Consider the following 14622-nt stretch of genomic DNA (forward strand, 5'->3'; position numbering starts at 1 on the left):
GCGCGAGCCAACCCGCACCAAGCAACCGATCAATCGGCCTCGTTCGGACCCTCGGCAAACGATGGAGAAGTTTTCATGCCGCTTCAGCGGCGTCGGATTCAGAAATCGGATGGAGCGGGTACCGGGAATCGAACCCGGGTATTCAGCTTGGAAGGCTGCTGCTCTACCATTGAGCTACACCCGCATCGCCGACCTTTGTAATAGGTCGCCGAGGCTAGAGACATCCCGGAGAGTTTCGGGATCTCGGTAAAGATTTGGTGGGGGAAGTAGGACTCGAACCTACGAAGCTTACGCAGCGGATTTACAGTCCGCCCCCTTTGCCGCTCGGGACATTCCCCCAAACCGACCGTCTTTCGACGGCGCGCCGTCCTTATGATGACCGCCCGGGCGGGAGTCAACCGCATCGCTCAATCGAAATATGCGAGATCGCAGATGCGCATTTGGGCACGCTCAGCGCCACGCCAGGTATCCACGGACAGCGTCCCAGCGACATGCACCTCTCGGCCGACGCTGGATAGGATTGCCTGTCCGAGAGGACCCTGTGCCGAACGGAATGCGATGGCGCCGATGGCCTGGCCATCCCGACTTCGCAGACGGGCTCGAACGTGCCCATGACCGACGACCGCGGCGTCCACGATGCGGTGTCGCGGCAGGACGAAGGTCGGCTCCGGGGCCGCGGATCCGAATGGGCCGGCCCGGTGAATCGTGCGCACGAGTTCGGCGGTGACACCGCCCGCGCTCATTGCGCCATCCACCAGAAGCGCTTCGACAGCCCGTGCCTCGGCAACGGTCTCGGATAGAACAGCCGTGAGGTGATCGCGAAAACCCGTGACGTTCGGACCAGGCAGCGTGACGCCCGCCGCCATAGCGTGGCCTCCACCCTTCAGGGCAACCCCTGCCTCGACCGCCGTGCGGACCGCGTGCCCTAAATCCGCACCGACGATCGATCGACCCGAACCGGTTGCGGTGCCGTCCGGCCGAAGGGCGAAAGCGAAGGCCGGGCGGCCGAAGCGCTCCTTCAAGCGCGCCGCGATGAGCCCGACGACGCCGGGATGCCAGTCGGTGGACGCGGCCACCAGCACCGGTTGCTCGGGATCGAGACTGAGCGCGTGGTCCATCTCGGACTCGGCGGCGGCGACCGCTGTCGCCTCGATGACCTGACGTTCGCGATTGAGCCGATCGAGTTCCGCCGCAATCCGTGCAGCCTCGGCCGGGTCGGCCGTGGTGAGGAGGGTTGCCCCAAGAGCCGCATTCCCGATGCGCCCCCCGGCATTGATGCGCGGGCCGACAAGGTAGCCGAGGTGCCAAGCCTCTGGCGGCTCAGTCAGAGACGCAGCATCCAGAAGCGCTGCGAGACCAATGCGGCCGCGGGCGCGCATCACCTTAAGGCCTTGCACGACGAAGGCGCGATTCAGGCCAACCAACGGGACGACATCCGCGACGGTGGCCAGGCCAACGAGGTCGAGCGACTCGGCGAGGTCAGGCAGCCGATCGACGAATTCCGGTTCTCGCCGAAGTCGCCGGTTTAGCGCAACAAGCGTAAGGAAGACGACCCCAGCGGCGCAGAGATGGCCGAGCCCCGACAAGTCGTCGAGGCGATTCGGGTTCACGAGCGCACGGGCCGGGGGCAGGTGCTCTGGGGCGCCATGATGGTCGAGGACGACGACATCAAGGCCGACTGCCGCTGCGGCCTCCAAGGGCGCGTGTCCGCTCGTGCCGCAATCGACGGTGATCAGCAGCGTAGCGCCGGCCTCCCGCAGAGCCTCGACGGCGGCGACGTTGGGGCCATAGCCTTCGGTGATTCGGTCAGGAATGTGGATTTGGACGATCAGGCCGAGGCTACGCAGGTAGCCGGCCAGGAGCGACGCGCTGGCTGCACCGTCGACATCGTAGTCGCCGAATACCGCCACTCGCTCGCCGGTCAGAACAGCGCGCACGAGCCGCTCGGTAGCCGTCGCCATATCGACCAAGCAGTTCGGGTCCGGCATCAGGTCGCGCATTCGCGGCTGCAGATACGCCTCCGCTTCGGCCGGTCGGATGCCGCGCCCGGCCAGGACCCGGGCCAGCAACTCGGGCAGGGCATGCGCCTGCACCATCGTCGCCGCGTAAGCCTGGAGGGCCGGATCGGCGCAGCGGTCGCGCCAGGGCCGGCCGAGAACCGAGTGGGAGATGTCGAGGAACGCGCGAGGCGCGTCGAGGGCGAGGGCGGCTGACACGGGGGGATCATAGCGCCATCTGGGACGCAGGACTGCATCCCAAACGACGAAGGGGCCGGCGAACACGCGCCGGCCCCTCGAGGAAGGTCTCGCGGGCCAGCGCCCGCGGTCGCATCAGAGATTCTTGAGGATGTTGTCGACCACCTTCTTGGCGTCACCGAACAGCATCATGGTGTTATCGCGGAAGAACACCTCGTTCTCGACGCCGGCGTAACCTGAGCCCATGCCGCGCTTGATGAACAGGACGGTCTTGGCCTTCTCGACGTCCAGGATCGGCATGCCGTAGATCGGCGAGGCTTTGTCGGTCTTTGCCGCCGGGTTGGTGACGTCGTTGGCACCAATCACGAAGGCCACGTCGGCTTGCGGGAACTCGCCGTTGATGTCCTCCAGCTCGAAGACCTCGTCGTAGGGCACGTTCGCCTCGGCGAGCAGCACGTTCATGTGACCGGGCATGCGGCCGGCGACCGGGTGGATCGCGTATTTCACGTCCACACCTTCCTTCTTGAGCATATCGACCATCTCGCGAAGGCTGTGCTGGGCCTGGGCTACAGCCATGCCGTAGCCCGGCACGATGATGACGCGCTCGGCGTTCTTCATGATGTAGGCCGCGTCGTCGGCCGAGCCCTGCTTGACCGGACGGGTCTCGACAGCGCCACCGGCGCCGGTTGCTGCGGCGTCACCGCCGAAGCCACCGAGGATGACGGAGACGAACGAGCGGTTCATCGCCTTGCACATGATATAGGACAGGATCGCACCGGACGATCCGACCAGCGCACCCGTGATGATGAGCGCGAGGTTGCCCAGGGTGAAGCCGATACCAGCCGCGGCCCAGCCCGAGTAGGAGTTCAGCATCGAGACGACGACGGGCATGTCCGCGCCGCCGATCGGAATGATGAGGAGGCCGCCGAGTACGAAGGACAGCAGCACGATCAACCAGAAGATCGCCTTGCTCTCGTTGCCGATGAAGATTGCGATCAGCACCACAAGGGCGACGCCGAGGCCGATGTTGATGAGGTGCCGCTGCGGCAGCATGATAGGCTTGCCGGACATACGGCCATCAAGCTTCAGGAACGCGATGACCGAGCCCGTGAAGGTGATGGCGCCGATGGCGACGCCGAGCGCCATTTCGAACAGCGATTCCTTGTGAATGTGGCCGTTCTCGAGGATGCCGACCGCCTGCGGCGCGTAGAGCGTTGCCGCCGCGCCCATTACGGCCGCAAGGCCGACGAGGGAGTGAAAGGCGGCCACGAGCTGCGGCATCGCCGTCATCGGCACACGCTTGGCGATGACTGCGCCGGCACCGCCGCCGATGGCGAGGCCCAAGATGACAATGACCCAGGCGCCGAGCCCGGCTGGCGGATGGCCGACCAGGGTGGTGAGCATGGCGAGGCCCATGCCGATCATGCCGTACAGGTTGCCCTGTCGCGAAGTGGTCGGGTGCGAGAGCCCCCGCAGCGCCATGATGAACAGGACGCCGGAGACGATGTAGAGAAGGGATGAGACGTTCTGGGACATGTCTCAGGCCTTCTTCTTGTACATGCCGAGCATGCGCTGAGTGACGAGGAACCCGCCGAAGATGTTCACGCTGGCGAGGATGATGCCGACGAAGCCGAAGAAGCGGGCCCATCCGGTGCCGTGCTCGACGTAAGGCACGCCGGCGGCGAGCAGGGCGCCGACGATGATGACCGACGAGATCGCGTTGGTGACGGACATCAGCGGCGTGTGCAGAGCCGGGGTAACTGACCAGACAACATAGTAGCCCACGAAGATTGCCAGGACGAAGATCGCGAGCTGGAAGACCGTCGGGTCGACGGCTCCGTGAGTCACGGCGCTGAGGCCGTGACCGAGGCCGTCGGCGTATTTCTGCGCTTGGAGCGCGTGCTGCTGCGCGATGTCAGCGGCAGTTCGGGCCGCGGCGGCGGCGGCGCGCGCCTGCTCGGCGGCCTGATCGGGGGGAAGCATAGCCATCGTATCCTCCGGCGGGATCAGGATTGGGGCTGGAACGAGGGGTGCGAGACCTGGCCGTCACGGGTCAGGTTGGTCGCCTTGACGAGTTCGTCGTCCCACTTCACCGCCAGGGCCTTGGACTCCTTGTCGACCAGGGTCTCGACGAAGGCGTAGAGGTTGCGGGCGTAGAGGCTGGAGGCCGTCGCCGCGAGGCGGCCGGCCACGTTGAGATGGCCGACGATCTTCACCCCCTTGTCGGTCACCACGACTTCGCCGGGCTTGGCGCCCTCGACGTTGCCGCCGCGCTCGACTGCGAGGTCGACCAGGACCGAGCCGGGCTTCATGGAGGCGACCATCGCCTCCGAGACAAGCTTCGGCGCCGGCCGGCCCGGAATCAGCGCCGTGGTAATGACGATGTCCTGTTTGGCGATGTGGGTGGTGACGAGGTCGGCCTGCTTCTTCTTGTACTCGGTCGACATCTCCTTGGCGTATCCGCCGGAAGTCTCGGCCTGCTTGAACTCCTCATCTTCGACCGCGACGAACTTGGCGCCGAGGGATTCGACCTGCTCCTTGGTGGCCGGGCGCACGTCGGTGGCGGTGACCACCGCGCCCATCCGGCGGGCCGTTGCGATAGCCTGAAGGCCGGCAACGCCGACACCCATGACGAAGACGCGGGCGGCCGGTACGGTTCCGGCGGCGGTCATCATCATGGGCATGGCACGGCCGTATTCGGACGCGCCGTCGACCACGGCGCGGTAACCCGCAAGATTGGCCTGGGACGACAGTACGTCCATCACCTGCGCGCGGGTGATGCGGGGCATCAGCTCCATAGCGAAGGCGTCGAGACCGGCCTCCGCCATGGCACCGAGTTCGGCCTCGTGGCCGTACGGATCCATGATTGCGATGACCGTGGCGCCGCGCGGCAGGAGGGCGATCTCCTCGGCCGAGGGACGCCGGACCTTCAGAACAAGGTCTGCGGACCCGGCGGCCTCGGAGGCCGATCCGGCGATGGAGGCCCCGGCGGCCTCGTAATCGGCGTCCGGAACGCCGGCCTTCAGACCGGCACCAGACTGGACGGTGACGTCGGCCCCGAGGCCGATGAACTTTTTGACCGTCTCTGGCACCGCCGCGACCCGCGGCTCCGCGGGATCGGTTTCCGATAATACAGCGATGCGCATGCAGGAATGCTCCTTAAAGGACGGCCCGAAGGCGACCCGCAAATCAGTCAAGTTGTGGTTGGAGAGTGATCAGGCGAAAGCGAGGTAAAGCGCCAGCAGGATGCCGACCGCCAGGGGGGCCTTCCAGCCGATCGCGGGGGCGAGAGCACCGACCGCACCGGCGATACCGGAAAGGATTACACCGAAGATCGCCGTCAGCCAGGCCTCGCGGATACCGCCGACCGCCAGGGCCAGAACCCAACACAGCACAACACCGGTGCCGATCTCTACGAACCGAACGAATCCGCGATAGGTCTGCTCGTGGGTCTTCTCATCCATCGCCGGGCTGTAATGCGCGCCGGACACGGTCTTGGTATCAGCCATCTTGTGGGCGTCCCCTTGGGCATCATCTTGATTTGTTCCAAGGGGATTTAGCGCAAGCCAAGGTCGCTCGCAATCGACATGCGCGCCCGGCAATCGCCTCGAACGGCTTTTTGTGGCCACGCTTTCAAGCCGGAGAAGCAAGTCCTGCCTTTGCCAGTGCCTCGCCCTGTCGCCCTTCGAGATCCGCGAGGGAGAAACGGTCGATCTCGGCCTCGAACAACTGGTGATAGTTCAGCTCCGACCGGAGATGCAGGAAGACGGCGCCGAGGCCGACCGCCGCCCGGTCCATGAAGACGAATTCCTGCGGGATCGTAACCGGACCGCGTGCCTTCAGGGCCTGATGAACCTCGAAGGCTTGTCGGCGCCCATACTCGCCGGGCTTGACCCCGTCGGCCACGGTTCGCGTGCGATCTTCCAGGATCGGCCCATAGATAAAGCGCGCCCAGATATTCAGGATTTCAACGAGTTCCTTGTTGAGATTCTTGAACCCCCAGGTCTCGTAGGCATGGACGATGCGTGCGTTGTCGTTGGTGAGCAAGCCCCGATACAGGTCGACGACACCGCCGACGAAGCGTGGATGGAAGATGCGGACGCAGCCGTAGTCGAGCAGGTTGATCCCCCGCGCCTCGCCCCCTTCTGAGAAGACCGTGTAATTGCCAAGGTGTGGGTCGCCGTGAATGACGGCGGCACGGCTGAACGGATGCCACCAGGCCTTGAACATCGACCGGGCCAGACGATTGCGGACGTCTACTGGACTCTCGGCGAAATCGAGGATGCGCTGCCCGTCGAGCCAGCCGAGCGTCAGGAGGCGCTTCGTCGAGAGATCCTTGTGGATGGCAGGCACGCGGACCGCATCGACGTCGCGAAGGACGTCGCCGTAGAGGACGGCATGCTTGGCCTCGCGCTCGTAGTCGAGTTCCTCGCGGACACGGGCACCGATTTCTTTTGCGATCTCACGGGTATCGAGCCACGTGGACATCCGCCGATGCAGGGCAAATGCGACTTCAAGCTGTTTAAGGTCGGCCTCTACGGCCGATTGCATATCCGGGTATTGAAGCTTGCAAGCGAGGTGCGTGCCGTCGAGGGCCGTGGCGCGGTGGACCTGACCGAGGGAGGCAGCTGCCGCCGGTTTGAGGTCGAAGGTCCGGAATCGGGTCTGCCAATTGGCCCCCAGTTCGGAGATCATGCGTCGCTTGACGAAAGCGGCGCCCATCGGAGGCGCATCGGCCTGAAGCTTCTGCAGTTCGGTGGCGTAATCGGGCGGCAACAGGTCCGGCACCGTCGCCAAAAGCTGCGCTACCTTCATGATCGGGCCCTTCAAACCGCCAAGGGCTTGCGCGAGGGCTACCGCATTGGTCGGAGCCTCCTTTCCGCCGAACAGCTTCGCGCCGGCCATGCGCGCCGCCACCCCTCCGACATTGGCGCCGACGCGGGCATAGCGACTTGCGCGGGCGGAGAAGCGGTTGGCTTCACGATCGGTGTCGGCCATCGGGATCAATCAACTCGTCGGGAGAAACTTTCTTCGGAGATAAGCGCAGTGATCGATCACGCCAGGGCAGCGGGCTCATGGGTCGCGGCTCGACAGTCCAGTGCCGGGCCGATCATCGAAAATTGGGCGTGTCAGTCAGCCGACGTCACTCTCACCGGTGGCGAGCCCGCAAATTACCCTTACAGCTCCGGCATGTTTCACTTGGATCGCCCTTCGCGATGCCACGGGACGGGCTGGTCAGCCCGGGACGAGCGAGGCGCCGGGTCCACCGATGAACCACCCCCCGTTGTCCGGGACGAACAACGAGAGGCATCCTTCTTCCATCGCTCATATCGCTGAGCGCTTACGCAGCCTCCATCCCCTCCAGTTCAGCGATCATGCCCTCGATCATCGACAGTCCGATCTGCCAGAAGCCAGGGTCGCGGGCGTCAAGGCCGAAGGGGCCCAGGAGTTCTCCGTAGGGCTTGGCACCGCCAGCCGACAGGAGGGCGAAGTAGCGCTCCACGAACCCGACTTCGGCCTTGGCGTAGACGCCGTAGAGCGAGTTCACAAGGCAATCGCCGAAAGCATAGGCATAGACGTAGAACGGCGAATGGATGAAGTGAGGGATGTAGGCCCAGAACGGCTCGTAACCCGCATCGAGCGCGATCGCCGGACCGAGGCTCTCGGCCTGCACCGACATCCAGAGGCCGTTGATCTGCTCGGCGGTCAGCTCGCCCTGTGCCCGGGCGAGGTGGACCTTCCGCTCGAAGGCGTAAAACGCGATCTGGCGCACGACCGTGTTGATCATGTCCTCGACCTTCGCCGCCAGCATGGCGCGGCGCTGGTTCGTGTTCGTGGTGGCGGCTAGGAGGCGGCGGAAGGTCAGCATCTCACCGAAGACGCTGGCAGTCTCGGCTAGGGTCAGAGGCGTAGGCGCCATCAGGGCGCCGTTCGGGCCGGCGAGGACCTGATGCACGCCGTGGCCGAGCTCGTGCGCAAGAGTCATCACGTCCCGCGGCTTGCCCTGGTAGTTGACCAGGACGTAGGGGTGGGCCGAGGGCACGGTCGGGTGCGCGAAGGCGCCGGGCGCCTTTCCGGGGCGGGTCGGAGCGTCGATCCAGTTGCGGTCGAAGAACGTCCGGGCGATGTCGGCCATCTGCGGAGAGAACGCCTGGTAGGCGTCGAGGACAGTGTCACGCGCCTCGCTCCACGGAATGGTGCGCTGATCGACCTTGGGGAGAGGAGCGTTTCGGTCCCAATAGGGCAGAGCCTCGACGCCGAACCACTTGGCCTTCAAGCGATAATAGCGGTGCGACAGCCGCGGATACGCGGCCTGGACGGCCTCCACCATCGCGGCGACCACCTCGGGCTCGACGCGGTTCGAGAGATGACGCGCATCCGCGACGTCCTTGAAGCCACGCCAGCGGTCGGAAATTTCCTTGTCCTTGGCGAGCGTGTTGGTGATCAGCGTAAAAGTGCGCAGGTTCGCACGGAAGACTTCGCTGAGAGCGCCCGCAGCGTCCTGTCGAATGGCGCCATCCGGATCCTGAAGCTTGTTGAGGGTCGGCTCCAGGGTAAGCTGCTCACCCTGCACGGGGAAGCGGAGCGCCGCGATCGTACCGTCGAAGAGCCGATTCCAGGCCGAGCGCCCGGTGACGGACTTCTCCAGGAAAAGTTTCTCGGTGCGATCGTCCAATTGGAACGGCTTCTCGCGCCGTAAGTCTTCCAGCCAAGGCGCGTAATGGTTGAGCGGCCCATCCGCCATGGCCCGATCCATCGACTCGTCTGAGATTCGGTTCAGTTCGAGGGCAAAGAACAACAGATTGCTGGAGGCCGCCGTCAGCCGCTCCTGCGTGTCTCCGTAGAATTTTTCCCTGAGCTCATCGGTGGTGTCGCCGGAATAGACCAAGCCCGCGAAAGACATCAGGCGTCCGAGCAGATCTTCGATGCCTTCGTATGTCGCGACCGCCTCGGCTAGTTGGGCCGAGGCATCCGACGCGGCCGCCATCTCGGCGAGGCGACCGGCGTAGCGCTCGGAGAACCGGGCACAATCCGCTTCGGCGCGGACCAGATCAGCCGAGAAATCGGGAGAATCGATCCCAACATACAGGTCGGTAAGGTCCCATTCCGGCAAAGCCCCCAGATCGGCCGCATGCGCGGCGACTCTGGCAGCGCTGGCCCCTTCCGCATTCGCGACGATGCCCGAACGACTGGCAGTGGCGACGGCTCGGCTCGGCATGATGATCTGGTTCCCTCTCGGACCGGTCAGGTCCGTGCGCGGTGATATCGAGTGCAAAGGCCGTCCGATCAATCCGAGTCGATCAGAATCCTGCGGGTCTGGACGGTTTGTCAGGGGGTGTGAAGTGGGGGGCGTGCCGAACGCTCTCCGCTCCGCAAAAGTCGGATCGTCGTTAAGCACGGCTTTACGCTCTTGGGGCACCCTGCGGTTCGAAACGAAACACGCCAGCGACGATGACGCCCGGACGACCCTCGTGTCGCCGGATGCCGTCCGCTTGCGAACAGCGAGGCTGCCCCATGTCGACAACGGTCCTGATCGTCGACGATGATCCCGTGCAGCGCCGCCTCGCCGAAACGATGGTTCGGCGCCTCGGCTTCGAGGCGCGGGTGGCCGAGAGTGGCGAGCAGGGCCTCCAGGCGTTGCGCGCTGGCGATGCGATCGATGTGGTACTTCTCGACCTCGTCATGCCCGGTGGCCTCGATGGACTGGGAGTCATGTCCGAGATGCGCAGAACCGGCCTCGACGTGCCGGTGATCGTTCAGACGTCGAACGGCTCGATCGATGCCGTTGTCACGGCGATGCGTGCGGGCGCCACGGATTTCGTGGTCAAGCCAGCCGGTGCCGAGCGTCTGCAGGTCTCGATCAAGAACGCTCTGAAGGTCGATCAGCTCGAGGAAGAGGTCCGCCGCATGCGCCGGCGCGCCTCAGGCGCGCTGAGCTTCAAGGATCTGACATCGCGGAGCCCGGATATGGAGCGCGTGATCCGCCTCGCCGAGCGCTCGGCCAAATCGAACATCCCGGTGCTGATCGAAGGGGAGTCCGGCGTCGGCAAGGAGGTGCTGGCACGGGCGATCCAGGGGTCCGGCGATCGACGCGGCAAGGCCTTTGTCACCGTCAACTGTGGCGCGATCCCCGACAACCTCGTCGAGTCCACCCTGTTCGGCCACGAGAAGGGCGCCTTCACGGGCGCTACCGAGCGTCATGTTGGCAAGTTTGTCGAAGCCTCGGGTGGAACGCTTTTCCTTGACGAGATCGGCGAACTGCCCCTCGATGCACAGGTGAAGCTTTTGCGCGCTCTCCAGGAAGGTGAGGTCGATCCGGTGGGCGGAAAGCGCAGCGTACGGGTGGACATCCGTCTGATCTCGGCGACGAATCGCTCGCTCCTCGACTTGGTCAAGCAGGGCCGATTCCGCGAGGACCTGTATTATCGCCTGAACGTCTTCCCCATGACGCTGCCGCCGTTACGGGCTCGCCGCGAGGACATTCCTGATCTGGTGCGCTCCTTCTGCGCGCGCTTCGCGGCCGAAGAAGGCAAGAAGGTCAGAGCCATCACACCCGAGGCGATGGCGCTCGTAACCCGGTACGGCTGGCCGGGTAACGTCCGCCAACTGGAAAACGCTCTGTTCCGCGCGGTGGTGCTGGCGGATGGCGACGAACTCACGGTGTCCGAATTCCCGCAGATCGCCGCCCAGGTAGAAGGCTTCGACATCCGGATTCCCGCCGCACCGATCCAGCCGATGGTGCAGGGCGGCGCGCCGCAGCCCGTGAGGGAGATCGTCCGGGTGGAAGTGCGCGATCCGCATGCCATGAGTCTGGTCGCGGAAGAGACCGGCGAGATGAAGACGATGGACGGCTTGGAAGCAGAGATCATTCGCTTCGCACTCCAATTCTATCGCGGCCGAATGTCCGAGGTCTCACGCCGCCTCGGAATTGGCCGATCTACCCTTTACCGGAAACTCAAGGATCTTGGTCTCGCGGAAGAGGACAAGGTCGACGAGGCTGCTGCCTGAGACCTCTTATCGGCGATCGTGCGATTGCGCACGCGGCCGCCTGGCCCGATTATCCTAATGCTATCGGCCGGTATGGTCGGTCCCGAGGAGTTGCCATCATGGGCGTTTTGCGCTCTGCCTCCGTCGCGCTGTCCGCACTGCTGGCGGGCTGCTCAGCCTATGGGGCCCAGGCCCAGGTTTCCGACATGCGGCAGCAAGAGGGTCGCGCATCCGACGCTCAGAAATCGCAGGCCCAGCCTTCACACGCACAGGCTCCGGATGCAGCCTCCGCGACCCCGGTTACGCGGAACGCCTCGGTCGATCCGGGCGCGCCCGAGGCAGCCAGGCCCGATCCGTCTGCCGATAGCGCGGGTCCGATTGCGGCGAGGGGACCGGACGCGAACGCGTCCATTCCGGGAACGCCTTCTGCGAGCGAAGCAACGGCACCGCCGCCCCTGCCGACCGACCCGCAGGCCGCTGCCATCGCCACCCGGCTTGCCGATCCGACACCGCTCCTCTTCCGGCTCTCGACGAAGGATCGCGAGGCCATTCAGGCGTTCTATGCGTTGGGTGCCTTCAAGCCGGTCTGGATCGTCGATGGAGCACTCACGCCTGCGGCAAAATCCGCGGCCGCCCGTCTGGCCTCCGCGGGGGAGGACGGTCTAGCGGCGTCCGCCTATCCTGTGCCGGTTCTTGGAACGCAGGGCGCCACCGAAGCGCAGATCGCGGATGCGGACCTGAAGCTCTCGGCCGCCGTCGTGCTCTATGCACGGGATGCGCGCGGTGGTCGCATCCATCTTGCCAACCTGTCTCGCTTGATCACGCCGGTCCTCGATTTGCCGGCACCGGATGCCGTCCTCGCCCGCATCGCATCCGGCGGCGCGTCGGCCGGTTCGCTGCTGCAGGGCTACAATCCGGCTCAGTCGGGCTACCTCTCCCTGAAGGCGCGCCTCGCGGTGTTGCGAGGTAACGGCCAGACTCCGTCCGCGGCCGGTGTGCATCTGCCGCCGGGGCCAGTGCTCAAGCTCGGCATGACGGACCCGCGCGTTCCGGCCCTGCGTAGGCGATTTGGACTCGAAACCCGGACGGCCGGCACCCTCGATGCCGGACCGGGCAATCCAGAATTCTACGATGCCGGCGTGGTCGCGGCCGTGACGGCGTTCCAGCGCGCGCGAGGTCTAGCCCCGAATGGCACATTGACCCTGCAAACAGTGTCCGCTCTTTCCCGGCCCGAGTCCGCAGCCCGCACCGACGACGCGGAGGCCGCGCTCATCGTGAACATGGAGCGCTGGCGCTGGTTGCCCTCCGACCTCGGCCGCGACTACGTCATGGTCAACATCCCGGAGTTCCGCCTACGGGTCGTCCGGGATGGGCGTCAGCGCGACGAAGCACGCGTGATCGTCGGCAAAACGGAATCGCCCACACCGATCTTCTCGGGGATGATGGAGTACGCCGTCGTCAATCCCTCTTGGAACGTCCCGCCTTCGATCCTGAAGAACGAGTTCCTGCCGGGTCTCGCCCGCGACCCGAACTACGCGGCCCGTCGGGGCTACGAAGTGGTCTACCGCAACGGCAACGTCTCGGTGCGTCAGCCGCCCGGGGAGCGCAACGCTCTTGGCTTCATCAAGTTTATGTTCCCGAACAACCACGCCGTCTATCTGCACGATACGCCGAACCGAACCCTCTTTTCCTCCGCTCACCGTGCCCTAAGCCATGGCTGTGTGCGCGTGGAGGATCCCTTCCGGTTCGCCGACGCAGTTTTGCCTGAAGCCTGGTCGAGTGAGCGCTTGAAGAAGCTGATCGGGAAGGGCGAGCGCCAGATCCGCCTGAGTGAAAAGCTGCCGGTACACCTCGCCTATTTCACGATGTCGGTGGACGAGGCCGGCACGGTGCGGACCCTACCCGACCTCTACGGGTACGACTCCCGTATGAAAATCGCCCTCGGCCTGAGCCCAGGAAACCTATTGGTTGCGCGCGGGGCGGACGGCAAAACCCCGGAAGCCCGGCGGTCGGCGCAGAAGAAGCCCGCGGTGACGGCGCGAACTGTGCCCGCCCTGACGGCGGCACCTAAACCCCTGGACGAAGGGCGGCGGTCGCGGATCCGGGAGGTGAACTCCGAAGGTCCCGCCTTGCGCGCCACGGCCGAACGCCCGCCCGCCGGTTTTGGCGAACCCGACCTATGGACCCCTCGACCCGGCCGGCCCCTAAACGGTTGGTGGTAGCGCTGGACCTTGGCGCGACTGAGCGACCCAACTGAACGGATCGTCGGCGGAGGCTTCTTTCCCGCAAGTTTCGTGGATGGACGCAAGAAGGTTCGGGAAATCGAGCAACGTTCGGCCGATCTTCAGCATGAGCTGAGTGTACTTCTCCCTTCCCGAAAGTATCCGTTCGCTGCCGGCTCAGGACTGCCGACAGGCTCGAAAACGTGTTGAGGGATGCATTCAGATGTGCCCAATTAAGGGCGCAGGATCCGATTGCGCAACGACCTGCAGAATTAGCGGCGCAGCAACGTACCGGATTGCAAATGTCGACGTGTGTGCCGTAATGGCACGCCAGGATTTCGGAAAGGTCAGACCGATCCTGCGGATGTCGTCCATCACATGAGATGACGAGCATCGACCTGTCCCCCCTCGCCAATCCCGAAGGAACACGACACTCGAAAGTTGCGGTCGAGTCGGCCTGGTGGGTAAGCCTGAGCGATGAGTAGGCGCCCATAGACCCGTGGGGGGCACCGACCACGCATGACGCCGGGCTCTGCATGGCATGTGCAACCATCGGCTTTGTCACCCTGATGGGCCAGGCATTTGGCGGATCATCGACGTCAACATGCACTTCCTTAGTGAAGTGCAGGGGGCGGGAGCACGAATTTGAATATCGATGGTTACTTCAGATAGTACCATTTCAAATAACTGAAATATGCTTCAATATGCCGGCAAATATACTGCCAAACCTGTATTTTCGTGCATGCTGCTGCCTTCGGTTTGTCGTAATTCAAGGGTATGGTTTACAAGGAATTTAGCCTAATTCCTGCTATTGATGCTTTCCGTAGTCATTGTTCGCTGCATTACGGGATGGACCTGGCCTGTTTCGCTTCAGCGCCACGGGCTGATGGGAATCGATGTCTGCTTATTCTGAGGGCACTGTCACGATGGACACCACTTCTGCTCGGAAGGGCCTTCCCGTCGGCACCACCACGACCGCGCTGACCCCATCCCNCGATGTCTGCTTATTCTGAGGGCACTGTCACGATGGACACCACTTCTGCTCGGAAGGGCCTTCCCGTCGGCACCACCACGACCGCGCTGACCCCATCCCATCCCGGCCTTGCCCGTCCCAGTCTCGCCCGTCCCAGCCTGGCGGCCCTCCGCCCCGCCCTGGACCAGACCCTGGCCGCCCTGGCCCTGTTCCTGGTCGCCCCGCTCCTGGTCCTGGTCGCCCT

General features: G+C 64.6%; 10 protein-coding genes and 2 tRNA genes. 3 read left to right on the forward strand and 9 right to left on the reverse strand.

The window, feature by feature from the left end:
• Positions 1 to 110: 110 nt before the first annotated feature.
• From ASG63_RS17835 to ASG63_RS17875, 9 genes are all read right to left on the reverse strand, one after another.
• A tRNA-Gly gene (locus ASG63_RS17835) sits at positions 111 to 184 on the reverse strand.
• Positions 185 to 255: 71 nt separating this feature from the next.
• Positions 256 to 339 (reverse strand) — tRNA-Tyr (locus tag ASG63_RS17840).
• A gap of 68 nt (positions 340 to 407) precedes the next feature.
• Positions 408 to 2216, reverse strand: a complete 1809-nt coding sequence (gene recJ / locus ASG63_RS17845; protein ID WP_056219330.1) for a single-stranded-DNA-specific exonuclease RecJ — start codon at positions 2214 to 2216, stop codon at positions 408 to 410.
• 114 nt (positions 2217 to 2330) lie between these two features.
• Positions 2331 to 3731 (reverse strand): NAD(P)(+) transhydrogenase (Re/Si-specific) subunit beta, encoded by a 1401-nt coding sequence (locus ASG63_RS17850; protein WP_056219333.1) that lies wholly within the window; start codon positions 3729 to 3731, stop codon positions 2331 to 2333.
• Between the two features lie 3 nt (positions 3732 to 3734).
• Positions 3735 to 4184 carry a proton-translocating transhydrogenase family protein gene (locus tag ASG63_RS17855; protein WP_056219337.1) on the reverse strand — a complete coding sequence of 150 codons (450 nt, stop codon included), beginning with the start codon at positions 4182 to 4184 and terminating at the stop codon, positions 3735 to 3737.
• 17 nt (positions 4185 to 4201) lie between these two features.
• Entirely contained in the window at positions 4202 to 5341 is a 1140-nt protein-coding gene (locus ASG63_RS17860) for a Re/Si-specific NAD(P)(+) transhydrogenase subunit alpha (protein WP_056219340.1), read from the reverse strand.
• 69 nt (positions 5342 to 5410) lie between these two features.
• Positions 5411 to 5704 carry an aa3-type cytochrome c oxidase subunit IV gene (locus ASG63_RS17865; protein ID WP_056219345.1) on the reverse strand — a complete coding sequence of 98 codons (294 nt, stop codon included), beginning with the start codon at positions 5702 to 5704 and terminating at the stop codon, positions 5411 to 5413.
• Between the two features lie 124 nt (positions 5705 to 5828).
• Positions 5829 to 7193 carry an ABC1 kinase family protein gene (locus tag ASG63_RS17870; RefSeq protein WP_056219348.1) on the reverse strand — a complete coding sequence of 455 codons (1365 nt, stop codon included), beginning with the start codon at positions 7191 to 7193 and terminating at the stop codon, positions 5829 to 5831.
• A gap of 343 nt (positions 7194 to 7536) precedes the next feature.
• On the reverse strand, positions 7537 to 9414 hold the full coding sequence (locus ASG63_RS17875; protein WP_056219351.1) for a M3 family oligoendopeptidase: 1878 nt from the start codon (positions 9412 to 9414) through the stop codon (positions 7537 to 7539).
• Between the two features lie 296 nt (positions 9415 to 9710).
• Between ASG63_RS17875 and ASG63_RS17880 the strand changes: the two genes are divergently transcribed.
• From ASG63_RS17880 to ASG63_RS17890, 3 genes are all read left to right on the forward strand, one after another.
• Positions 9711 to 11204: a sigma-54-dependent transcriptional regulator gene (locus ASG63_RS17880; protein WP_056219354.1), complete on the forward strand. Its 1494-nt coding sequence runs from the start codon at positions 9711 to 9713 to the stop codon at positions 11202 to 11204.
• 98 nt (positions 11205 to 11302) lie between these two features.
• Complete coding sequence (locus tag ASG63_RS17885; RefSeq protein ID WP_056219357.1) at positions 11303 to 13405, forward strand: L,D-transpeptidase family protein; 2103 nt, start codon at positions 11303 to 11305, stop codon at positions 13403 to 13405.
• A 1026-nt stretch (positions 13406 to 14431) separates the two neighbouring features.
• On the forward strand, positions 14432 to 14622 hold a 191-nt coding region (locus ASG63_RS17890; RefSeq protein WP_056219360.1), incomplete at its 3' end, for a hypothetical protein.

Origin of the sequence: Methylobacterium sp. Leaf94, from assembly GCF_001426045.1 — a bacterium.
Taxonomy (GTDB): Bacteria; Pseudomonadota; Alphaproteobacteria; order Rhizobiales; family Beijerinckiaceae; genus Methylobacterium.

Excerpts from the sequence above, each read along its gene's own strand:
- ASG63_RS17855 (WP_056219337.1), bottom strand. The coding sequence starts at position 4,184 with ATGGCTATGCTTCCCCCCGATCAGGCCGCCGAGCAGGCGCGCGCCGCC.
- ASG63_RS17865 (WP_056219345.1), bottom strand. The coding sequence starts at position 5,704 with ATGGCTGATACCAAGACCGTGTCCGGCGCGCATTACAGCCCGGCGATG.
- ASG63_RS17860 (WP_056219340.1), bottom strand. The coding sequence starts at position 5,341 with ATGCGCATCGCTGTATTATCGGAAACCGATCCCGCGGAGCCGCGGGTC.
- ASG63_RS17885 (WP_056219357.1), top strand. The coding sequence starts at position 11,303 with ATGGGCGTTTTGCGCTCTGCCTCCGTCGCGCTGTCCGCACTGCTGGCG.
- ASG63_RS17880 (WP_056219354.1), top strand. The coding sequence starts at position 9,711 with ATGTCGACAACGGTCCTGATCGTCGACGATGATCCCGTGCAGCGCCGC.
- ASG63_RS17870 (WP_056219348.1), bottom strand. The coding sequence starts at position 7,193 with ATGGCCGACACCGATCGTGAAGCCAACCGCTTCTCCGCCCGCGCAAGT.
- ASG63_RS17875 (WP_056219351.1), bottom strand. The coding sequence starts at position 9,414 with ATGCCGAGCCGAGCCGTCGCCACTGCCAGTCGTTCGGGCATCGTCGCG.
- ASG63_RS17850 (WP_056219333.1), bottom strand. The coding sequence starts at position 3,731 with ATGTCCCAGAACGTCTCATCCCTTCTCTACATCGTCTCCGGCGTCCTG.